Source organism: Roseinatronobacter domitianus (genome assembly GCF_023336755.1).
In the GTDB taxonomy this organism is placed as follows: Bacteria; Pseudomonadota; Alphaproteobacteria; order Rhodobacterales; family Rhodobacteraceae; genus Roseinatronobacter; species Roseinatronobacter domitianus.
Map to the genome: position 1 here is coordinate 57,200 of NZ_JALZWP010000004.1, position 19,089 is coordinate 76,288.

General features: G+C 62.0%; 21 protein-coding genes. 5 read left to right on the plus strand and 16 right to left on the minus strand.

The annotated features are described in order from the left end of the window. Position 1: 1 nt before the first annotated feature. The 8 genes from M3N55_RS05675 to iscR all read right to left on the minus strand — a co-directional run bounded on the left by M3N55_RS05675 (position 2) and on the right by iscR (position 7,143). Positions 2-574 (minus strand): YIP1 family protein, encoded by a 573-nt coding sequence (locus tag M3N55_RS05675; RefSeq protein ID WP_249057265.1) that lies wholly within the window; start codon positions 572-574, stop codon positions 2-4. 9 nt (positions 575-583) lie between these two features. Next, the gene (locus tag M3N55_RS05680) at positions 584-1,081 is read right to left on the minus strand and encodes a YIP1 family protein (protein WP_249057268.1); all 498 of its coding nucleotides are present in this window, start codon (positions 1,079-1,081) and stop codon (positions 584-586) included. Positions 1,082-1,171: 90 nt separating this feature from the next. Next, positions 1,172-2,461, minus strand: a complete 1,290-nt coding sequence (locus M3N55_RS05685; RefSeq protein WP_249057577.1) for a SufB/SufD family protein — start codon at positions 2,459-2,461, stop codon at positions 1,172-1,174. After that, entirely contained in the window at positions 2,461-3,222 is a 762-nt protein-coding gene (gene sufC, locus M3N55_RS05690; protein ID WP_249057270.1) for a Fe-S cluster assembly ATPase SufC, read from the minus strand. The genes M3N55_RS05685 and sufC overlap by 1 nt, the downstream gene beginning before the upstream one ends. A gap of 34 nt (positions 3,223-3,256) precedes the next feature. Next, positions 3,257-4,027 carry an LEM-3-like GIY-YIG domain-containing protein gene (locus M3N55_RS05695; RefSeq protein WP_249057272.1) on the minus strand — a complete coding sequence of 257 codons (771 nt, stop codon included), beginning with the start codon at positions 4,025-4,027 and terminating at the stop codon, positions 3,257-3,259. A gap of 2 nt (positions 4,028-4,029) precedes the next feature. Continuing rightward, positions 4,030-5,538: a Fe-S cluster assembly protein SufB gene (gene sufB / locus M3N55_RS05700; RefSeq protein ID WP_249057273.1), complete on the minus strand. Its 1,509-nt coding sequence runs from the start codon at positions 5,536-5,538 to the stop codon at positions 4,030-4,032. Between the two features lie 26 nt (positions 5,539-5,564). Further along, positions 5,565-6,611 carry a cysteine desulfurase family protein gene (locus tag M3N55_RS05705; RefSeq protein WP_249057276.1) on the minus strand — a complete coding sequence of 349 codons (1,047 nt, stop codon included), beginning with the start codon at positions 6,609-6,611 and terminating at the stop codon, positions 5,565-5,567. 73 nt (positions 6,612-6,684) lie between these two features. Then, on the minus strand, positions 6,685-7,143 hold the full coding sequence (iscR, locus tag M3N55_RS05710; RefSeq protein WP_249057277.1) for a Fe-S cluster assembly transcriptional regulator IscR: 459 nt from the start codon (positions 7,141-7,143) through the stop codon (positions 6,685-6,687). A gap of 270 nt (positions 7,144-7,413) precedes the next feature. On the opposite strand from iscR, the gene M3N55_RS05715 reads away from it, so the two are divergent. From M3N55_RS05715 to typA, 4 genes are all read left to right on the plus strand, one after another. Beyond that, a complete protein-coding gene (locus M3N55_RS05715; RefSeq protein ID WP_249057278.1) occupies positions 7,414-8,073 on the plus strand; it encodes an alpha/beta hydrolase in 660 nt (219 codons plus the stop codon). Between the two features lie 6 nt (positions 8,074-8,079). Further along, complete coding sequence (locus tag M3N55_RS05720; RefSeq protein ID WP_249057280.1) at positions 8,080-8,403, plus strand: DMT family transporter; 324 nt, start codon at positions 8,080-8,082, stop codon at positions 8,401-8,403. Between the two features lie 3 nt (positions 8,404-8,406). Next, positions 8,407-9,009, plus strand: a complete 603-nt coding sequence (locus M3N55_RS05725) for a YitT family protein (protein ID WP_249057281.1) — start codon at positions 8,407-8,409, stop codon at positions 9,007-9,009. Positions 9,010-9,084: 75 nt separating this feature from the next. After that, positions 9,085-10,905 (plus strand): translational GTPase TypA, encoded by a 1,821-nt coding sequence (gene typA, locus M3N55_RS05730; RefSeq protein ID WP_249057283.1) that lies wholly within the window; start codon positions 9,085-9,087, stop codon positions 10,903-10,905. Between the two features lie 181 nt (positions 10,906-11,086). Here the strand turns inward: typA and M3N55_RS05735 are convergent, their stop codons facing one another. From M3N55_RS05735 to M3N55_RS05750, 4 genes are read right to left on the minus strand one after another with little or no spacing between them, the layout of a single operon-like run. Beyond that, positions 11,087-11,926, minus strand: a complete 840-nt coding sequence (locus M3N55_RS05735; RefSeq protein ID WP_249057285.1) for a RibD family protein — start codon at positions 11,924-11,926, stop codon at positions 11,087-11,089. Next, positions 11,919-12,692, minus strand: a complete 774-nt coding sequence (locus M3N55_RS05740) for a class I SAM-dependent methyltransferase (RefSeq protein ID WP_249057287.1) — start codon at positions 12,690-12,692, stop codon at positions 11,919-11,921. Before M3N55_RS05740 ends, M3N55_RS05735 begins: the two co-directional genes overlap by 8 nt. Before the next feature lie 3 nt (positions 12,693-12,695). Further along, positions 12,696-13,091, minus strand: a complete 396-nt coding sequence (locus M3N55_RS05745; RefSeq protein ID WP_249057289.1) for a 6-pyruvoyl trahydropterin synthase family protein — start codon at positions 13,089-13,091, stop codon at positions 12,696-12,698. A gap of 19 nt (positions 13,092-13,110) precedes the next feature. Next, entirely contained in the window at positions 13,111-14,082 is a 972-nt protein-coding gene (locus tag M3N55_RS05750; protein WP_249057291.1) for a zinc-dependent alcohol dehydrogenase, read from the minus strand. Between the two features lie 142 nt (positions 14,083-14,224). On the opposite strand from M3N55_RS05750, the gene M3N55_RS05755 reads away from it, so the two are divergent. Next, positions 14,225-14,962 carry an FkbM family methyltransferase gene (locus M3N55_RS05755; RefSeq protein ID WP_249057292.1) on the plus strand — a complete coding sequence of 246 codons (738 nt, stop codon included), beginning with the start codon at positions 14,225-14,227 and terminating at the stop codon, positions 14,960-14,962. Positions 14,963-14,966: 4 nt separating this feature from the next. Here M3N55_RS05755 and M3N55_RS05760 read toward each other — a convergent pair whose 3' ends face one another. Genes M3N55_RS05760 through M3N55_RS05775 form a run of 4 tightly spaced genes read right to left on the minus strand, consistent with a single transcriptional unit; the run spans position 14,967 to position 19,067 of the window. Next, positions 14,967-15,761 (minus strand): inositol monophosphatase family protein, encoded by a 795-nt coding sequence (locus M3N55_RS05760; protein WP_249057294.1) that lies wholly within the window; start codon positions 15,759-15,761, stop codon positions 14,967-14,969. Continuing rightward, on the minus strand, positions 15,758-16,636 hold the full coding sequence (locus tag M3N55_RS05765) for a lysylphosphatidylglycerol synthase transmembrane domain-containing protein (RefSeq protein ID WP_249057296.1): 879 nt from the start codon (positions 16,634-16,636) through the stop codon (positions 15,758-15,760). The genes M3N55_RS05760 and M3N55_RS05765 overlap by 4 nt, the downstream gene beginning before the upstream one ends. Beyond that, positions 16,633-18,240, minus strand: coding sequence for a sulfatase-like hydrolase/transferase (locus tag M3N55_RS05770; RefSeq protein ID WP_249057297.1), 1,608 nt, complete (start codon positions 18,238-18,240; stop codon positions 16,633-16,635). Before M3N55_RS05770 ends, M3N55_RS05765 begins: the two co-directional genes overlap by 4 nt. Then, on the minus strand, positions 18,237-19,067 hold the full coding sequence (locus M3N55_RS05775) for a CDP-alcohol phosphatidyltransferase family protein (RefSeq protein WP_249057299.1): 831 nt from the start codon (positions 19,065-19,067) through the stop codon (positions 18,237-18,239). Before M3N55_RS05775 ends, M3N55_RS05770 begins: the two co-directional genes overlap by 4 nt. Positions 19,068-19,089 lie beyond the last annotated feature (22 nt).

Sequence of the window (19,089 nt, forward strand, 5' to 3'; positions counted from 1 at the left end):
GTCACACTCCTTGCGGGCCAAGGCCCAAGATAGCCAGCACGATAGCCAACACCACGGCCAGGCCAAAAAACGCGAACACAATCCCCACCGTGACCTTCAACGCCGACGTAAACCCGTGCAGCGCCATGGTAAAGTTAACCAGCAACCACATGAAAATCGCCAGCGACGCCATGGTGACAAAACCGAATAGCGGCGGAACCAGAAGCAGAACCAGAATCTGCACGATCTGGACCGCGATCATCACGAATTGCAACCACGCCAGCAGCAGCAGCGTGTCAGGAAAGGTGCCACTGCCTCCGGCAAGCCGGCCTATGCCCTGCACCGCCACGACCAAGCCCAACAAGACCATGGTCTGGAACACAGCCATAAAGATCAGGCTGCCACCGAAAGCACTTTCGCCCAGCACCAGAATAGAGGCCTGCCCCACCAGCACCGACAGAACCACAACAATGACAAAGCCAAGCCAGCGCGCATCATCGGGCGGGTCCAACGCCAGCAACCGTGCCGCAGTTTCGCGCGGTGCAGTTAGTGTGGAGCGCAGCAGAGCCGCGACAGTCGCAAGTGTCAAATCCATACTCGTCTCCTAGCCCGGCGCCTGCGCGACCGCGCGCACCGCAGATACGCTTTTGACCAATATGTAAAGGAACACCAGCAACACCACAAACCCCAAGCCCTGCGACACCGGTCCTGACCCAAGAAATGCAGACACTCCGCCCTGAAACAACATCAGCGGCGTGACCACCAACAGCGACCAGAACAGCGCCAGCCGCGTCAAGATGCCGGGCACCACATGGCCTGCCACCCGCAAACCCAGTTTCAACAGCGCCGCGCAGCCATACAAGATCAAGGGTAGCAGGAACATGATCCCAAACATTGCGCCGCCCATGCGTTGCTCGAACGTGACCGATGGGTCAATGGTTGCCGCCCGCGACAGTCCGGGCCATTGCGCCACAAAAATCAGCGCGCAGGCCAAAAGCGCAAAAAACATCACTTGCGGTTCGCGCAAGTCGCCTTGCGCCAACCCCCGGACAACCCGGTCCGGCTCGCGGTAGCTGCGCAATATGTTCAGCGTCAAGGACATTGCGCCGCGCACTCCTGCTTCATCTTGCCAAAAATACTCCGGGGGAGTCCGGCCATAGGCCGGGCGGGGCAGCGCCCCCCTTTCCCTGTGTCACTTATGGCGCTGAAGCCACGCTTCAAGACGGTCGCGAAGATCGCCTGCAAGTTCGGTATCTGCAATCTCGTCCAATGCTTCCGCCAGAAACGCCAGAACCAGCAACATCTTGGCTTCGGCGTCCGGGATACCCCGCGCGCGCAGATAGTAAAGCTGCGTCGAGTCAATCTCGCCAGAGGTTGACCCGTGACTGCATTTCACGTCATCGGCATAGATTTCCAGTTCCGGCTTGGCCAGAAACTGCGCATCTTCGTCCAGCAAAAGCGCCTGACTGATCTGGTAGCCATCGGTTTTCTGGGCCAGCCGATCGACCAGAATTTTCCCCTGGAACACCCCGACCGCGCCGTGGCGCAGCACTTTCTTATAGACCTGACGGCTTTCGCAACCCGGCGCGTTATGCGCGACAAACACCGTGTCATCCGCATGGAAGGCACCATCGCCCACGCTGGCCCCGGCCAGATGCGCCGAGCCATCGGCCCCGTCCAGCCAAACCTGCGCCTCGTTACGGGTCAATGCACCGTTCACCGTCAGTGTAAAGCTTTTCAACTGCGCGCCTGCGCTCAGCCGCACGAAAATATGGGCCGCACTCAACCGTGCGTGATCGCGCCCCTGGCTGCGAATATGGTGCAGCGTCGCGCCCTCGCCGATCTCGGCTTCGATCACCGTATTAGAGCGTGCGGCCAGCGGGCCGTTTTCCAACAGCGTCACCTCTGCCCCGGCTTCGACCCGGATGACATGGTGCAACATCGCATCCGCATCTTCGGCGCTGCGGCGGTAGATCAGCGAGATGGGCTTGGCGGGCGTGCCCGTGACCCGGATCAACACACCTTGCGTGGCATAAGCGGTGTTGAAGCTGGCAAGTGGCCGCTCCACCGGGCTTTGCGCCCGCGCTTCCAATGTGCCGAACACCTCGCGCGCCCAGTGCAGGTCGGCCTTGGTGGCGTCAGCCAACAGTTCAAGCTCTACCCCGTCCAGCGCCAGCGCGTCAGAGGCCGCTGCGTCGAACACGCCATCGACAAAGACCAGCTTCACCCGGTCGAACGCGTCGAACACAGGGGCTTCGCTGCCGGTATCCAGCAGGTCCGCTTGCAGGCTCTCCTCTGCGATCAAGGCGCGCGGATCGGTGTATTTCCAGTATTCATCGCGCTTCAACGGCGCGCCCATATCGGACCAGCGCGCCAAGGCGGCGTCCCGCGCGCGTGTGACCCACGCCCCACCCTCTGGCAGTGGCTGGACAAGCTCTGCCGCGCGCGTCTGTTTTTGCGCTTTCAGCTTCGCTTTGGGCATCATGCGTTTGCCTCCGCCAGCAGGTCGGCATAGCCGTTATGTTCGACTTCCAGCGCCAGTTCGGGGCCGCCCGTCTTGATGATCCGGCCTTCGGACATGATATGCACGACATCGGGTTTGATATGGTCCAGCAAGCGTTGGTAATGCGTGATGACCAAGAAAGACCGGCCCGCATCGCGCAGCGCGTTCACACCGTCGCTCACCAGTTTCATCGCATCCACGTCCAGACCAGAGTCGGTTTCGTCCAAGATGCACATCTTTGGTTCCAGCATCGCCATTTGCAGGATCTCGTTGCGCTTCTTCTCACCGCCCGAAAAGCCCACATTGACCGGGCGTTTCAGCATGTCGGCGTCAATCTGCAAGTCCTTGGCCTTGGCGCGAATGATCTTCAGGAACTCACCTGCCGACAATTCCTCTTCGCCACGCGCCTTGCGCTGTGCGTTCACCGCGGTGCGCAGGAAGGTCATATTGCCCACGCCCGGAATTTCGACCGGATACTGGAATGCCAGAAACAGGCCCGCCGCCGCGCGCTCTTCGGGGTCCATGTCCAGCAGGTCCGCACCTTCCAGCGTCGCGCTGCCTTCGGTCACCTCATACCCATCGCGGCCCGACAGCACATAAGACAGGGTGGATTTGCCCGACCCGTTCGGCCCCATGATGGCATGCACCTCGCCGGGGTTGATGGTCAGCGAAAGACCCTTGAGGATTTTCACCTCTGAGTCGTCTTCAAGTTCGGCGTGCAGGTTTTCGATCTTCAGCATGTTTGTTCCTCGTTCTTATATCGGCGTTTTGGGACTAAACAGACGCTTTAGGATAATACCAACGCACCGGCGCTTGGGCGCCCCGTTGGTAAACGTCATTTACATGAGTCCCTTTATAATGGCTCAATTCATCAGCAACTGCGCCAGTAAATGCCACTCTCTTGTTCTTGTCAGGCTCACTCCAGCTTTCGATCCTGTAAACTTCGCGTATCAATCCAAAAGCTACAGCGGCGATATATTTCACCCGAGTGTGCCGTTTTGGGTTAACGACCCAATGACCACGAACCATTTCGTACATTTGGTCAAGGCTGGGCTGTTTCCCATTATTAGTTTCGTTTTTATGATGCTCGACCCACTTCCGGTTTATCTTAATCAAGGCTATCGGGCGATCCAGTTCAGCAGCCAGAGCAGCATACTGATGATTAATTGCTTCAACAGACTTTTTACCGAGTTCGCGTGCTTTATATCCTTTGATCTTATTTGTTTTTTCTTCTGCATCGACTTTTGCGTCATCATTGATGAAGTCAATAAGCGACGACTCTACCAATGATGCCTCAGCCTCAGTCAGCCCATGCCTATGGACTATCAACGAAACATCATTTCCACTCGCCCAGATTGCACGAATTTTGTTTGTTTTCCTGGATTCCGTACTGGTTTCAGCCTCGCTCAAATGCTCGAAGATTCTGTTGCCTACACCCCTGCCCACATAAAATGTATTACCTGAAACAGGATCAACCAAGCGATAGACATAACAACCTAACTCACCATGGACGCCTGCTCGAAAAGCACGTGTCAGATTTCGCATAACTACCCCACCGACCCCTCAAGCGAAATCGCCACCAGTGCCTGCGCTTCCATGGCGAATTCCATCGGCAGTTCTTGCAGCACTTCCTTGCAGAACCCGTTTACCACAAGCGCAACCGCCTCTTCCTCGTCCATACCGCGCTGGCGGCAGTAGAAAAGTTGGTCGTCATCCACCTTGGACGTGGTCGCCTCATGCTCCACGCGGGATGAGGCATTCTTCACCTCGATATACGGCACCGTATGCGCGCCGCACAAATCGCCGATCAGCAAGCTGTCGCATTGCGTATAGTTGCGGCTGTCGCGCGCCTTGGGGTGCATCGACACCAGCCCGCGATAGGTGTTCTGTGCGTGCCCTGCCGAAATGCCCTTGGACACAATGCGCGACTTCGTGCGCTTGCCCAGATGCACCATCTTGGTGCCCGTGTCGGCCTGCTGCCAATTGTTGGCGATAGCGATGGAGTAGAACTCGCCCTGCGTGTCGTCGCCGCGCAGAATGCAGGACGGGTATTTCCATGTAATCGCGGACCCGGTTTCAACCTGTGTCCACATCACCTTGGCGCGGTCCTCGCGACAATCGGCGCGCTTGGTCACGAAGTTGTAAATGCCGCCCTTGCCGTCCTCATCACCGGGGAACCAGTTCTGCACGGTGGAATATTTCACCTCGGCATCTTCCAGCACGACAATTTCCACCACCGCCGCATGCAACTGCGCGGTGTCACGCTTGGGCGCGGTGCAGCCTTCCAGATAGCTGACATGGCTGCCCTTTTCGGCCACGATCAACGTGCGCTCGAACTGGCCGGTGTTTTCGGCATTGATGCGGAAATAGGTCGAAAGCTCCATCGGGCATTTCACGCCTGCGGGGATGTAGACGAAGCTGCCATCGCTGAACACGGCGGAATTGAGTGCTGCGAAATAGTTGTCATTCTGCGGCACAACGCTTCCCAGATATTTCTTCACCAGTTCGGGATGGTCCTGCACCGCTTCCGAGATCGAGCAAAAGATCACGCCCGCCGCCGCCAGTTCCTTCTTGAAAGTCGTCCCGACGCTGACGGAATCAAACACCGCATCCACGGCCACCTTGCGCGGCTCATCCGCACCTTCGACGCCGGCCAGAAGCATCTGTTCTTTCAGCGGGATACCCAGCTTGGCGTAGGTTTCCAACAGCTTGGGGTCCACCTCGTCCAAGGATTTCGGCTTGTCGATCATCGACTTGGGCTTGGCGTAATAATACTGCTCCTGGTAGTCGATCCCCGGCACATTCAGCATCGCCCAATCGGGGCTTTCCATGGTCAGCCAGCGGCGATACGCCTCCAGCCGCCAGTCCAGCAGCCATTCGGGCTCACCGTTCTTCTCGGAAATCAGCCGCACGATGTCTTCATTCAGACCCTTCGGCGCGAATTCCATCTCAATATCGGTATTCCAGCCGTGCTTATAGGTGCCGGCCATGGATTGCACAGTCTCGACCGTCTCGCGGTCCACGCCATCACGCACTTCGGTATCCAATGCAGCCATGTCTTTCCCCTTTTCCTTTCGCGCTGTCAGGCCGCGCGCGCCTTGAACCGCCGATAATCTTTCAGCCACGCCTCGGCAAAACGCAGCACATGGTCTTCTGTTACACCCGGCCCAAGCGAGACGCGGATCGCGCCCTGTGCCGTGGCGATGTCGAACCCCATCGCGCCCAATACGTCCGACCGCTTGGCCTTGCCCGACGAGCAGGCCGAGCCGGCCGAAATCGCAAAGCCTGCAAGGTCCATCTGCATGACCTGCGTCTCGCCCTTCCAGCCCGGCGTTGCCAAGCACAGCGTGTTGGGCAGGCGCGCAACACCTTTCCCGACAGAAATAGTCATATCAGCGGCAGCGTCCAGAGTTTTTTCTAGAATATTTCTAATTTCAGAAACCTGCTCCCAGACACCAGCGGTCAAATCGCGCTGCGCGGCCTCTGCCGCAGCACCGAATCCGGCAATCCCGATCAGGTTTTCGGTGCCGGCACGGCGACCCATTTCCTGCCCGCCACCCCGAATTTGAGCGGCAAGCTCGGTGCCGCGCCGCAGGATCAGCGCCCCGATGCCCTTCGGCCCGCCCAGCTTATGGGCAGACACAAACCCCATCTCGACCCCCAACCAGTTAAACGCGAAGGGGATCTTGCCGAAACCCTGCGTCAGATCGCTGACCGCCAGCCCCTCTGGCAAATCCTGCACAATGCCGGTTTCGGAATTGGCCAGTTGCAGCGTGCTCTGGCCCGGGTCCGGGACCATCACGCGGCCCGCGCCGTCCACCGCCAACGCCCCGTCAGTCCAGGCACGCACGGCGTCATGCTCCACCAGCGCACCCGACAACCCGCGCCCTGCCAATGCCAGCGCGGCCGCTTCGGTCGCCCCAGAGGTAAAGACAATATCTGCGCCTTCGGCCCCCAAAGCCGCGGCCAGTTGCGCGCGCGCCCGCTCCACCAGCGCCCGCGCCGCGCGCCCCTCGGCATGCACCGAAGACGGGTTGCCAACCACATCCATCGCCGCGGCCATCGCCGCCCGCGCCTCGGCGCGTAAGGGAGTCGTCGCATTCCAATCCAGATAGACGCGTTCTCTCAAACCCTCGTCTCCATTCATCCTTGCCCAAATATCCCGGGGGAGTCGCGCGTCAGCGCGGCGGGGGCAGCGCCCCCTATTCGTCCACCACCTGGAACAGGTTGGGCACCGCCGGGCATGGCGTCATCGCGTTGCCTGCCACATCCGACAGCCGCGCCTGATGCAGGAACACATAGACATGCGCCGACAACCCCTCCCAAAGCCGGTTGGTCAGCGATTGCGCGCGCGAACCGGTCACGGCGCCCCTTGCACCCGCGCCCTTGTCCATCGCACTCACGGTTTCCTCTACGGCTTCCAGAATATCGGATACGCGGATCGAATCTGCCCCACGCGCAAGACGATACCCGCCGCCCGGACCGCGGACAGAGGCCACAAGCCCCGCGCGCCGCAATTTCACAAAAAGCTGTTCCAGATAGGCCAGAGACACGTTTTGCCGCTCTGCAATCTCACCCAGCGACACAAGCCGTCCTTCGGGGGCCAGTGCAAGGTCGACCAGCGCGATCATTGCATAACGGCCTTTTGTCGAGAGTTTCATCGCAAATATCTCCGTGACGCGCCGAAAACCCTGCGCGAATGCCAATCCGGTTGACCTTTGACACCCCCCGCCCTAAAGCTGCAAGCTGCCGCAGTCCTGCCTGTCAGGCCAAAATACGGCCAGCGTCAGTTTAGAATGGCTCTAAAATACCTGAATATGAAAGTCAAGAATACCCCTGCATGGTTCATCCGCTGTCCCGGTGCCGTTTTTGACCCGGCCCTGACCGGCCCTGTCCTGCAAAATCCCGTTATCCTCGCATAAGGCTTCCCCATGCCAGAGATCATCTTCGCCGGCCCCGAAGGCCGCCTGGAAGGCCGCTTCCATCCGCAACGCAAGGTCGATGCACCTATTGCCATCGTGCTCCATCCGCACCCGCAGTTCGGCGGCACCATGAACAACAAGGTGGTCTACAACCTGCATTACGCGTTCTACAAAATGGGCTTTTCGGTGTTGCGCTTCAATTTCCGGGGTGTTGGCCGCAGCCAGGGCGAATACGATCAGGGCGTGGGCGAATTGTCCGATGCGGCTGCCGCACTCGACTATGTGCAGGCACAAAGCCAGAACGCCCGGCATTGCTGGGTTGCAGGGTTCAGCTTTGGCGCGTGGATCGGGATGCAGTTGCTGATGCGTCGCCCCGACATCACCGGTTTTGTGTCGGTCGCGCCGCCGGCCAACCTTTATGATTTCAGCTTCCTTGCGCCCTGCCCTGCATCGGGTCTTATTATCAATGGCACCGCCGACCGTGTGGCACCTCCGCGCGATACGCGGACGCTGGTGGGCAAGCTCAAAGAGCAGCGCGGCATCACCATCACGCATGAAGAAGTCGAGGGCGCGGATCATTTCTTCCAGAATGAAGACCAGCATATGCAGCCCATGCTCACGACGGTGACGGATTATGTCACGCGTCGCCTGACCGAAGGCACCCGGTAGGCGCGCATGCACTGGGTGTTCCTGGGCATTGCCATCTTCTTCGAGACCTTGGGCACCACGCTTCTCAAGGCCAGCGACGGGATGACGCGCGCGGCCCCCGGCATCGCGGCCTTTGCCGCCTATGCGCTGTCCTTTTGGCTGCTGTCGCTGGCGTTGCGCATCATCCCGGTGGGCGTAGCCTATGCCATCTGGGCGGGGCTTGGAATTTGCCTGATCGCGGCGATTGGCTGGGTGTTGTTCGGCCAGAAGCTGGATTGGGCCGCGCTGCTGGGCATGGCGCTGATCCTGTCGGGTATCTTGGTCATCAATCTGTTCAGCGCCAAGGTCTGACCCGTGCATGATCGCCCCACCCATACGCTGTTTGAAGACGCGCAAGGCTTGCTGGTCGGAACCGGCCTATGCGGCTTTGGCCTGTCGATGCTGACCAGCGCAGGGCTTGTGACCGGGCAGACCGCAGGGCTGGCTGTGCTGTTATCCTATGTCACCGGCTTTGGCTTCGGGGTGTTGTTCTTTGTCATCAACCTGCCCTTCTACTGGCTGGCCCATCGCCATTTGGGACGCGATTTCACGCTCAAGACCTTTATCGCCGTTGCACTTGTCTCTGCCTTTGCGGAACTCGCCGACCGGTTGGTGAACACGCAAGCCGCGCACCCGGCTGTTGCGGCGGTTCTCTTCGGTATGATCGCGGGTGCCGGGCTGCTGGCGATTTTCCGCCACCGCGCCAGCTTGGGTGGCGTGGGTATCCTGGCCTATTACCTGCAAGAGCGGATGGGCTGGCGCGCAGGCTGGGTGCAACTGGGCTTTGATCTGGCTCTGTTTGGTGCCGCACTTCTGGTCATGGCCCCCGATCTGGTGCTCTGGTCGTTGCTGGGCGCGGCCATTCTGAACGTGATTATCGGGGTCAATCATCGGCGCGATCGCTACATCGCGACCTGATACGACATTACAGGGCTGGCCAGACGCCCTTCAATCGGCTAATGCGGCGGCGCAGCACAAAAAGGCACTTCTGTTATGGACCTTCGCAATATTGCGATTATCGCACATGTTGACCACGGCAAGACGACGTTGGTGGACGAACTTCTGAAGCAATCGGGCACCTATCGTGACAATCAGGCCACGACGGAACGCGCGATGGACAGCAACGATCTGGAACGCGAACGCGGGATCACCATCCTTGCGAAAGCCACCTCGGTCGAGTGGAAGGACATGCGCATCAACATCGTGGACACGCCCGGCCACGCCGATTTCGGCGGCGAGGTCGAGCGCATCCTGTCGATGGTCGATGGCGTGGTGCTGTTGGTGGATGCCGCCGAAGGTCCGATGCCGCAAACCAAATTCGTGACCTCGAAAGCGCTGGCGCTGGGGCTGCGCCCCATCGTGCTGCTCAACAAGGTCGATAAGCCCGCCGCCGATGCCGACAACGCACTGGACCTTGTGTTCGACCTGTTCGCCAATCTGGGCGCGAGTGACGAACAGCTTGATTTCCCTGTGCTTTACGCATCTGGTATCAATGGTTGGGCCGATGCAGAACTGGACGGGCCGCGCAAAGATATGTCGGCTTTGTTCGATCTGGTCGTCAAGCATGTGCCCGCACCCAAGCAGGTCGAAGATCGTGCTGCATCATTCCGGATGCTGGCGACCACACTGTCGGCCGACCCCTATCTGGGCCGGATCCTGACCGGGCGCGTCGAAGCAGGCACGCTGAAACCGGGAGAGACGATCAAGGCGCTGTCGCGCGACGGCACCAAGATCGAGCAGTTCCGCTGCACCAAGGTTCTGGCGTTTCGCGGGCTTGGCCAGCAGCCGATTGACGCCGCTGAAGCGGGCGATATCGTCACCATCGCGGGCATGACCAAGGCCACCGTGGCCGATACGCTCTGCGCGCTGGACGTGGATACCGCGCTTCCGGCACAACCCATCGACCCGCCGACCATCTCTGTCACGTTCGGGATCAATGATTCGCCGCTGGCGGGTCGTGACGGGTCCAAGGTGCAATCGCGCGTGATCCGCGAACGCCTGATGCGCGAAGCCGAAGTCAACGTGGCCATCAAAGTCAGCGACACGCCGGGCGGCGACGCCTTCGACGTGGCGGGCCGTGGCGAATTGCAGATGGGCGTGCTGATCGAGAACATGCGCCGCGAGGGGTTCGAGCTGTCCATCTCGCGCCCGCGCGTTCTGATGCGCGACGAGGGAGGGCAGCGCCTTGAACCGGTCGAGGAAGTCACCATCGATGTGGATGACGAATATACCGGCACCGTGATCGAGAAACTGACCGGCACACGCCGCGGCGATCTGGCTGAAATGAAACCTGCTGGCGCTGGCAAAACGCGGATCATCGCGCATGTGCCGTCACGCGGGCTGATCGGCTACCACGGCGAGTTCCTGACCGATACGCGCGGCACCGGGGTTCTGAACCGTGTGTTCCACGAATGGGCCCCCTACAAGGGTCCGATTCCGGGCCGCCGTCAGGGTGTGCTGATTTCGATGGAAGATGGCACCGCCGTTGCTTTTGCGCTGTGGAATCTGGAAGATCGCGGCAAGATGTTCATCAACCCGCAAGACCCGGTCTATCAGGGCATGGTCATTGGCGAACATAGCCGCGACAACGATCTGGAAGTAAACCCGCTGAAGGGCAAGAAGCTGACCAACGTGCGGGCCTCTGGCACCGATGACGCGGTCAAGCTGACCCCGCCGACCATCATGTCGCTGGAACAGGCGATTGCCTATATCGACGACGATGAGCTGGTCGAAGTGACGCCCAACGCAATCCGCCTGCGCAAGCGTTTCCTTGACCCGCATGAGCGCAAACGCCAATCACGCGCCAGCGCTTAAGCGCCAGAGGTCTGACCCAAGAAAATTGCCCGCGTGCGCCCGTTTCCGGGGCCACGCGGGCTTTTTTGTAGTCGAAGGGATGTTCTGTGCGTTGCGGGCATTCGCAGTCGCCAGCCCCACATTTACTGTTTTTTGTAAGTCATAACGCTCGCAAACGGCGCCCACGGCCAAGCGACATGTTCTAGGACTGCCTGAATGCCCACTCAGCGCCAGCGGTGGAATGCCAGTTCTCAGAACGGTGACGGGCGGCTTCGGTCAGCGTGCAGTTGAACAGAATATCCGACCCAATGTCGCAGACCTGCGTTTCAGGGCGGGGCGCATCGGCAAGGCTGCCGATCTGCGTGATCCGGTTAAACCCTTGCGGTCCACCACCGATCAGCAACGGGGCCACCGCGACATGCAGGTGCGACAGCAGCCCCGCCTCAAAAAAGCGCGACACCGTAATCCCCCCACCCTCGACCAGAATATTGTGCAGGCCAAGCTCGTGCAGGCCAGCAAGAATCTGGCGCGGCGCAAGCGTGCCATCTGTCAGGCTGGGCAGGCGCACCACTTCTACGCCAGCGGGGCGGTCGCGCGCCACGGTTTGCACCACAATCCTGCGGGTGCCATCATCGCGCAGCGCCGGAGCATCGTCGGTCAGGCGACCACGCGGGTCAATGATAACCCGCGCCGGGTTCTGACCCGCACACAACCGCACGGTCAGGCGGGGGGTATCATGAAGCGCTGTGCGCACTCCAATGACCACGGCATCTGCAATTGCGCGCAGCCGATGCAAATGGCGCAACCCATCCGGCCCGGAAATATCGCGCGCGTCGCCGGACGCGGTGGCCACACGCCCATCCAGCGATTGGCCGATCTGCCCGATCGCCATCGGCCCCATATCGCGCCGCGCCAACGGGGCGTAGATGTTCAGCGCCGACCGCTCGCCCGCTGTCCAGTCACCGCAACAGGGGCAGCCCTGCCCCGCGCGAATGTCGAGAATACGCTGCCAGACTCGCGGCGTGACATCGGCCTTATCCATGCGCTCTCCTTTCCGGTGGCACAGCCAGCAAATCCTTGTGCCCGATCCGCACTTCAGCATGATCCAGCGCCGCACGCCGCGTGGCCAGCCAAAGCTCTGTTCCGTTGTGCCCGGCGCGCGCGGCAGCCGTGGCAATACCATCCAGCAATTCCGCCTGAAGGGTCTGATCGGTCGGCCCAAGACGCCACGGACTATCGGCCAGTTCAACCGTGTAGCCGGCGTTCCTGAACAGCGTGGCAGCCCGCGTGGCACTTTCTGCCCCCAGCGCGGGACCGAACCCTTTGTCGCTGCGCTGATCGGCATTGAACGCGCGTGTCACGGCCGCATCTTCGTCATGTTCTGGGGTCCACGACATTTCCCCATCATAGCTGAGCGCAGCGTAAAACGGTAGCCCGGCCCGGACCAGCCGCGCCACCAACCCTTCAAGCCATGCCTCTGACACAAGGTCCAGCAGCGCCGAGGCGGTGACAAGCGTCGCGCCGTCAAGCGGCAGCGCATCCAGTTCGGTCAGGTCAGCCTGAACCCCTGTCACCCGCCCCCCAAGGCGCGGGGCCAGCGCCAGCAAGCCGGGGTCATTGTCGACCAATGTCCAGCGCATGCCTGTCGGCACCACGTCAGACATTGCCCGCACGGTCGCGCCGGTGCCTGCGCCCAGATCGACGATCCGTTCCCCTGCACGTGCCCCGGCCATTGCCAGCAAGCGCGCGTCGCGCGCAGCGCGGTCGGCAGGCGCGCGCAGGCTCAACCAATCGGGCGCAAATCCCATTGGCTACACCTGCCCTTCATACCAAGCGCGGGCCATGTGGCTTTCATGCAGCAGAATGCGCAGCTTTTTCACCCGGCCATCGTCTTTCAGATCACCCGCCGCAATCCGCGCTTTCATGGTATCGAAGATATGCTTGCACAGGAATTCGGTGGTGGTGAATTTGCCTTCAAATTCAGGCACCTCGTCTAGGTTCTTGTAGCGCAGCGGGGCCAGCGTATCGGCCAGGGCCTCTGTCGCAAGGCCGATATCCACGACCAAGCCATGCGCGTCGATATCCTCGGTGTAAAAGGCGGCATCGACGGTAAAGGTGGCCCCGTGCATACCCTGCGCCGGTCCGAAAACCGGTGATGGCAGCGAATGGGCGACCATGATGTGATCGCGAACTTCGACAGCGAACATGATATGTCCTTTCAAAGGGTCAGGTGTAACGGATGCGGTGGCACAGCGTGGCCGGGTCCGCAAGAATGGTCGCGTAGTCACGCGGCATATCGGCGAAATCGCTTTCGCCAGAGATCAGCACATCCAAGCGTGGGTCGGTCAACATACCCAGCGCCTTGGCCAGACGGCGGCGATAATCCCAGCGCGGCAGACGCTCTGGCGGCAAGGCGCCAACCTGCGAACTTATCAGCCGCAAACGCTGGCTGTGGAACCGCCCGCCCAAAGGCAAGGCAACGGGCGTGGTGCCGTGCCAGCTGGCCTCTACCACGGTGGCGCCCGGCCCGGCATGCTCCAGCGCAAGCGCCAGACCGGCAGCGGATGCCGAAGCATTCACAATAACGTCATAGTCGCCGGAGAGCCCGTCGGGGGCCGCAAAATCGCATCCCAGACGCGCGGCCAAAGCACCGCGCGCCGGGTCCAGATCGCAGAGCGTGACCTCTGTTCCCGGCATTGCAGCGGCCAGATATCCGACCAATGCCCCGACAACCCCCGCGCCGACAACCGCCACGCGGTCGCCTGCGGAAACGGCACTGTCCCAGACCACGTTCAGCGCGGTTTCCATATTGGCGGCCAGAACCGCGCGCGCGGGCGGCACACCCGGCGGCAGCGGAATGGGGGTGTCGGGGGGCAAGCGAAACATGTCCTGATGCGGGTAAAGGGCAAAGACCATTTCCCCGACATTTGGCCCTTCTGCACGCTCTGCAACGGCACAATAACCGTATTTCACGGGAAAGCTGAACGCGCCTTCCTGAAAGGGCGCACGCATGTTGTCCTGTTCACGGGTCGGCACGTTGCCCGACAGCACCAACCGCTCCGTTCCGCGGCTGATGGCGCTGTAGCGCATCTGCAAAAGTTCGCCCGACCCGATATCTGCGGGCAACAGGCGTGCCTCTCCGGGCGCGCATATCCAGAGGGCGCGGGGGGTCACGGTGTCTTGCGTCTTATGCGGCATGGCGATCTCTTGTTTCGTTGCAGAAGGTAGCGCATGACCCTGCCCTGCCAAGGCAAGAGGGCGCGCAAAAAACAACGGTATGTTGGCTGGACATATGCGCGGCTGACCTAGTTAACCCATATATTGCAGAAGGAAACGCGTTTTGCGGCTGGGCAGTATTCTGGGCGTTTTGCGGTCGGTGATGATCTATTACAACCCGGCGCTGATGCGGCGGAACCGGCAGCTATATCAGACATTGATCGTGCCGGGCGACCTGACATTCGACATAGGCGCGCATGTGGGCACACGCGCGCGCGCGCTGCGGCATTGCGGGGCGCGGGTGGTCGCGTTTGAACCGCAACCGGTTTTCGCCAGTTTCCTGCGGTGGACCTTGCCGCGTGATATCATTTTGGTCGCAGCCGCGCTTGGCAAAACAGAGACACGCGCGCAGATGGCCGTATCGCAGCGTCATCCGACAGTGTCATCGCTGCGCGACAGCCTGCCGGACGAAGCACGCACCATGCCCGGTTTCGAACATGTGCGCTGGGACAGCCGCGCCGAAGTGACGGTAACGACACTTGATGCCATGATCGCGGCGCACGGCGTTCCCCGCTACATCAAGATCGACGTGGAAGGCTATGAGGCCGAAGTGCTGGCGGGCCTGAGCCGCCCTGTTAGTCTGGTGTCCTTCGAATACCTGCCGGGCCTGCCGCAAGCCAGCGCAGGAGTGTTGGCGCGCCTGGCAGAGCTTGGCAGTTACGAATTCAACGTCGTGCGCGGTGAGAATGCCGGGTTCGACTGGCCCGACTGGCGCGACATGGCAAGCCTGCGCAACTGGCTGGGCCAGCAGGCGCCTGATAGCGGGTCTGGCGACATTTATGCGCGGCTGATCGCTGCCTAGTTCCTTAGGCGGCGCGCAGCACCTGCGCAAATTGCGCAAAAACAGAGGGCGTTGCCGTTAGCACCGTGCCGCTGATTTCTGGTGGCAAACCGGGGGTCAGCCCGTTCACCTCTGCCCCTGCCTCGCGCAGCAGGACCAGCCCGGCGGCAATGTCCCAAGGCTGCAAGCGGCGCTCCCAGAACCCGTCCAGCCGACCGCAGGCCACATAAGCAAGGTCCAGCGCCGCAGCCCCCATACGCCTTACCCCGGCACAATGCGGGGCAAGTCGGGCGATATCGGCAGCGTGGTCGTCGATATGATCCATGCTGCCAAAGGGAATGCCGGTGCCAAACAGCGCGGCGCTCAGGCTATCCGTATCTGCCACGCGCATCGGTGCACCATTCAGCCACGCGCCCTGACCTTTGACCGCCGCAAAGATTTCGTCGCGCAGCGGGTCATAGATAACCCCAAGCGTTCGACTGCCCTTCACCTCCAGCGCGATCGACACCGCCCAATGCCCTATGCCGCGCAAATAATTGGTCGTGCCATCCAGCGGGTCCACGATCCAGACATTGGACGCGTCCTGCGGCGGCGTGCCGGTTTCCTCACCCAGCCAATGATCCTGCGGCCCGCAAAGACGCGCACGCAACAGCGCCTCGGCGCGCAAGTCGGCCTCGGAGACGAAATCTCCGGCCCGCTTCGAACGTGGTGCAAGCCTCTCTTGCCCCTGCCGCAGTTTGACCAACACTCCACCGGCCTCGCGGGCGGCGGCAATGGCTGTGTCAAGCGCAGGGTGCTTGGGAAAGGCGGCTGCGGTCATGGCTGCACCCGATCGCGCCGCGCGCCCATCAGGCGCAGCGCCAGAGGCACAAGGCCGCTCAGGGCCGCGACAATGGCGGACAGACCGAATGCGACACTTGCCGCCACAGCTTCTGTCGCGGTTACACCGACGAGCGGCCACACTCCGGCAGCCAGCCCTTCGCGCACCCCCCAGCCATTGACTGTCAGGGGCACCAGCATGGCCAGCAAGGTCAGCGGAATGACGAAAAGCGCATCCACAGGGTCAAGCACCACGCCGACCGCCCGCGCCGCGGCCCAAACGCCCAGCAGGTTACAGGCCAGCACCGCCGCGCTTAGCCCGACTTGCACCGTCATCTGCGCGCCCCATGCCCGATAGGCCAGCGCACGCCAGCGCCGGGGCGTGAACCGCACCAGCATGACAGAACATGCCGCGCTGCCAAAGCCGATGGCCAGGCCCACGGGCATGCCATGACGCACGCCAAGCCACCAGCACAGCCCCGCAAGCCCGGCCAGCAGCAGGGCGATCTGCCCGGCCAGCCGTTCCAGAACCACTGATGCTGCCGCAGGCCGCCAACCGCCCATCGCCCCACGCGCCCGCGCGGCACGGCCAAGATCGCCCAGCACGCCGCCCGGCAACAGCGTGTTGCCCAAAACCGACAGGTGGTATTCGGCCACGGCCCAACCAAGCGGGACGGGCGTTCCCAGCGCCTGCGCCGTCACCTGCCACCGCAGCGCCGACAGCCATATCTGCAAGACAAGCAGCAGCCCGGCCAGCGCGATCCACCCGATCTGGGCGGTGGCCAGCCGTTCCAGCAACAGCGTTGGGCCAGCCAGCCAGATAACCGCTGTCAGCACAGCGAGCGTGGCAATCATACGCCAGAGCCATGCTCTCATGGGGCTGCATCCGTGCTCAGGCGAGTCAGCAGCAGGTCGCGCAGCGCGTCCATTGCCAAGCTGGGCGTGGCCGGATCGGGCAACATGCCTTGGACCCAGCCCAACCCGTCGAACAGTGCCAGCAAATCGGGCGGGCCAATGACATGCAAGGGCACGTCAAACCCGTCCACGCCGGACACAAAGCGCGCCGGTTCATGATCGCCCATGACCACGATCAGGGGCGCTGTATCACCCTGTCGCGCGGCCCAGTCCCCAACCGTTTCAAGGCTGTAGTCGGTGGCCTGCCGGAACTGGTCGCGCACCCGGTCATGATCGCGCCAGACCACCTCTGGCGGGTCGCCCGACAAGGCCCATGGGTCAAAGATGCGCCCGTCGCCAAGTGCATCCCACGGCAAAAGCTGCGGCACCGGCACCCAAGGCGCATGGGACGACACAAGCGCGATCTGCGCGACCAGCGGCGCACGGTCCGGGCGTGATTGCTCCAGCCGCTCGAATGCGGTCAGTGTAAACTGATCCGGCATCGTCACCCAGTTGAACGGTTGCCCCCGATAGCCCAGATCATCGGCGTTATAGATCGCATCGAACCCGAAATAGCGTCCTTCCGGCCACGGCAGCACATGCGCCGGCATGATTGCCACGGTGCGGCGCCCGGCCTGCGCGGCAAAGTGAAACAAGGTGCGGCGCGGGCTGGCCAAAAGCGCGCGGTAGCGCGATTGCGTGTCCAGCCACAGGCCCGACGCGACGGACCCATGCGTCAGCCAGCTTTGCCCGCCCACCATGGGCGCGCGCGCCCAGCCAGAGCGGATGGCCAACCCGGCTTGGCCGATCTTGGCTTCGGCGCGGCGCAGGGTCGCGCGATGGGTCGGGGCATAGAGCGGGTTCTCATGGCTGGAACGGCCGTAACTCTCGACAAAAATCAGGACCATGTCGCGCGTGCCAAGGCGTTCTAGGCCTGGCTCAATCTGCACCATCGGATCGTTTTGCGAGGCGGTCACAAAACGCGCAAGATCGCGCCGCGCGACAATGGCGTGCTCGACACGTTCCAGACCGACCCGCGCGGTAAAGGCGGCACCCGGCGGGCGCAGCTCTTGGGGCAAGGTCCATGCGCCGCGCGCGGCGCCGATCTCTGCGACAGCAACAATAGCGGTCACGGGCACCAGGGCACCGGCCAGCACGCGCGCAGGCTTGGGCATTTGCACGCGGGCCAGCACACCCGTCGCCCACCACAACAGCCAGCCCAGCGCGCCCAGGCCCAGCACAATCGCCACAAGAGCCAGCCATGACAGAAAACCCCCAAGGCTGCCTTGGGCCAACATCCATGCGGCAGGCAGCAGGTGGTAATCGACCACCAGATTGAAGCCCCTGTTGAACGCCGTAAAGGTCGCAAAATCGGCCAGTTTCAGCACCGCGATTGTCCAGATCGCGGCAACCAACAGGATGCGCAGCGCAATCCCTGCCCTACCCGGACCAAAGGCCAGTAGCGCCGCCACGATCACCGGTAATTCCAAAGGGAAAACCGCCAAAGCGCCCCATGTCATCGCTTGCGGATGGTTGGGCTGGATCAGAACCAAAAACAGGATGGCCAGGGCGGCAACGCGTGTCATCCCGGCGCATCCGCCTGCGCGCGAAGTGCCCGGATGTCATACAGGAACGAGGCCAGCACGACACACAAGATCGTCAAGCCCACGCCCTGCGCCAAAGCGCCTTCCAGCATTGGCATAAGCAGACAGACCTGCCCCCCCATCTGAACCCCGGCCACCACGCGGCGGCGCTGCGAGGGGCCCAATGGGGCGTGCATCCACGGCCAGATATGCCCGGCCAACAGGAATGCCGGGCGCATCAGGCCCAACACCAGAAACCACGGGCCGACCTTGCCCAATGCAACCGCCAGCGCCGCCATCACAAGCGCAAAGGCCACATCGGTTTCCACATCCAGCCGCGCCCCGAAGCGCGATGAAAGCCCGGCGCGGCGCGCGGCCCATCCGTCGACCCCGTCAAGTGCAAGGACACAGGCCGCCAGTCCGGCCAGCAGGTATCCCAGCACGGTCAGCGTTTCGGGGACAATCAGCAACCCGGCCAGCGCCGCAATCGCCGCGCCGCGCAGCAGCGTGACGATATTGCACAAACCCAGGCGAGAATGCGGGTAGGACAGCCGCCGCAAGCCGTGCAGCGCCAACCCGCCCGCAAGCACCATCATAAAGCCCGCCAGCAACGCCGCCGCCATGGCGTGTTCTGCACCGGCATGGCTGGCAAGCCCGAAGGCGCCGACACCGGCAAGCGGCAAGCTTGCGCCAACCACAACCCACGCCTGCCGCATGGCTTGCGGGGCAACGGGCGGTGCTAATGGTGTGTCGCTGTGCATCATGTCCCCAAGAGTTAGCACGCCATCGCAAGGTTCAATCCCGATCTTGCGTGGTTTTTGCCTGCTCACGCGAGTTTGCTTTTACCGGGTG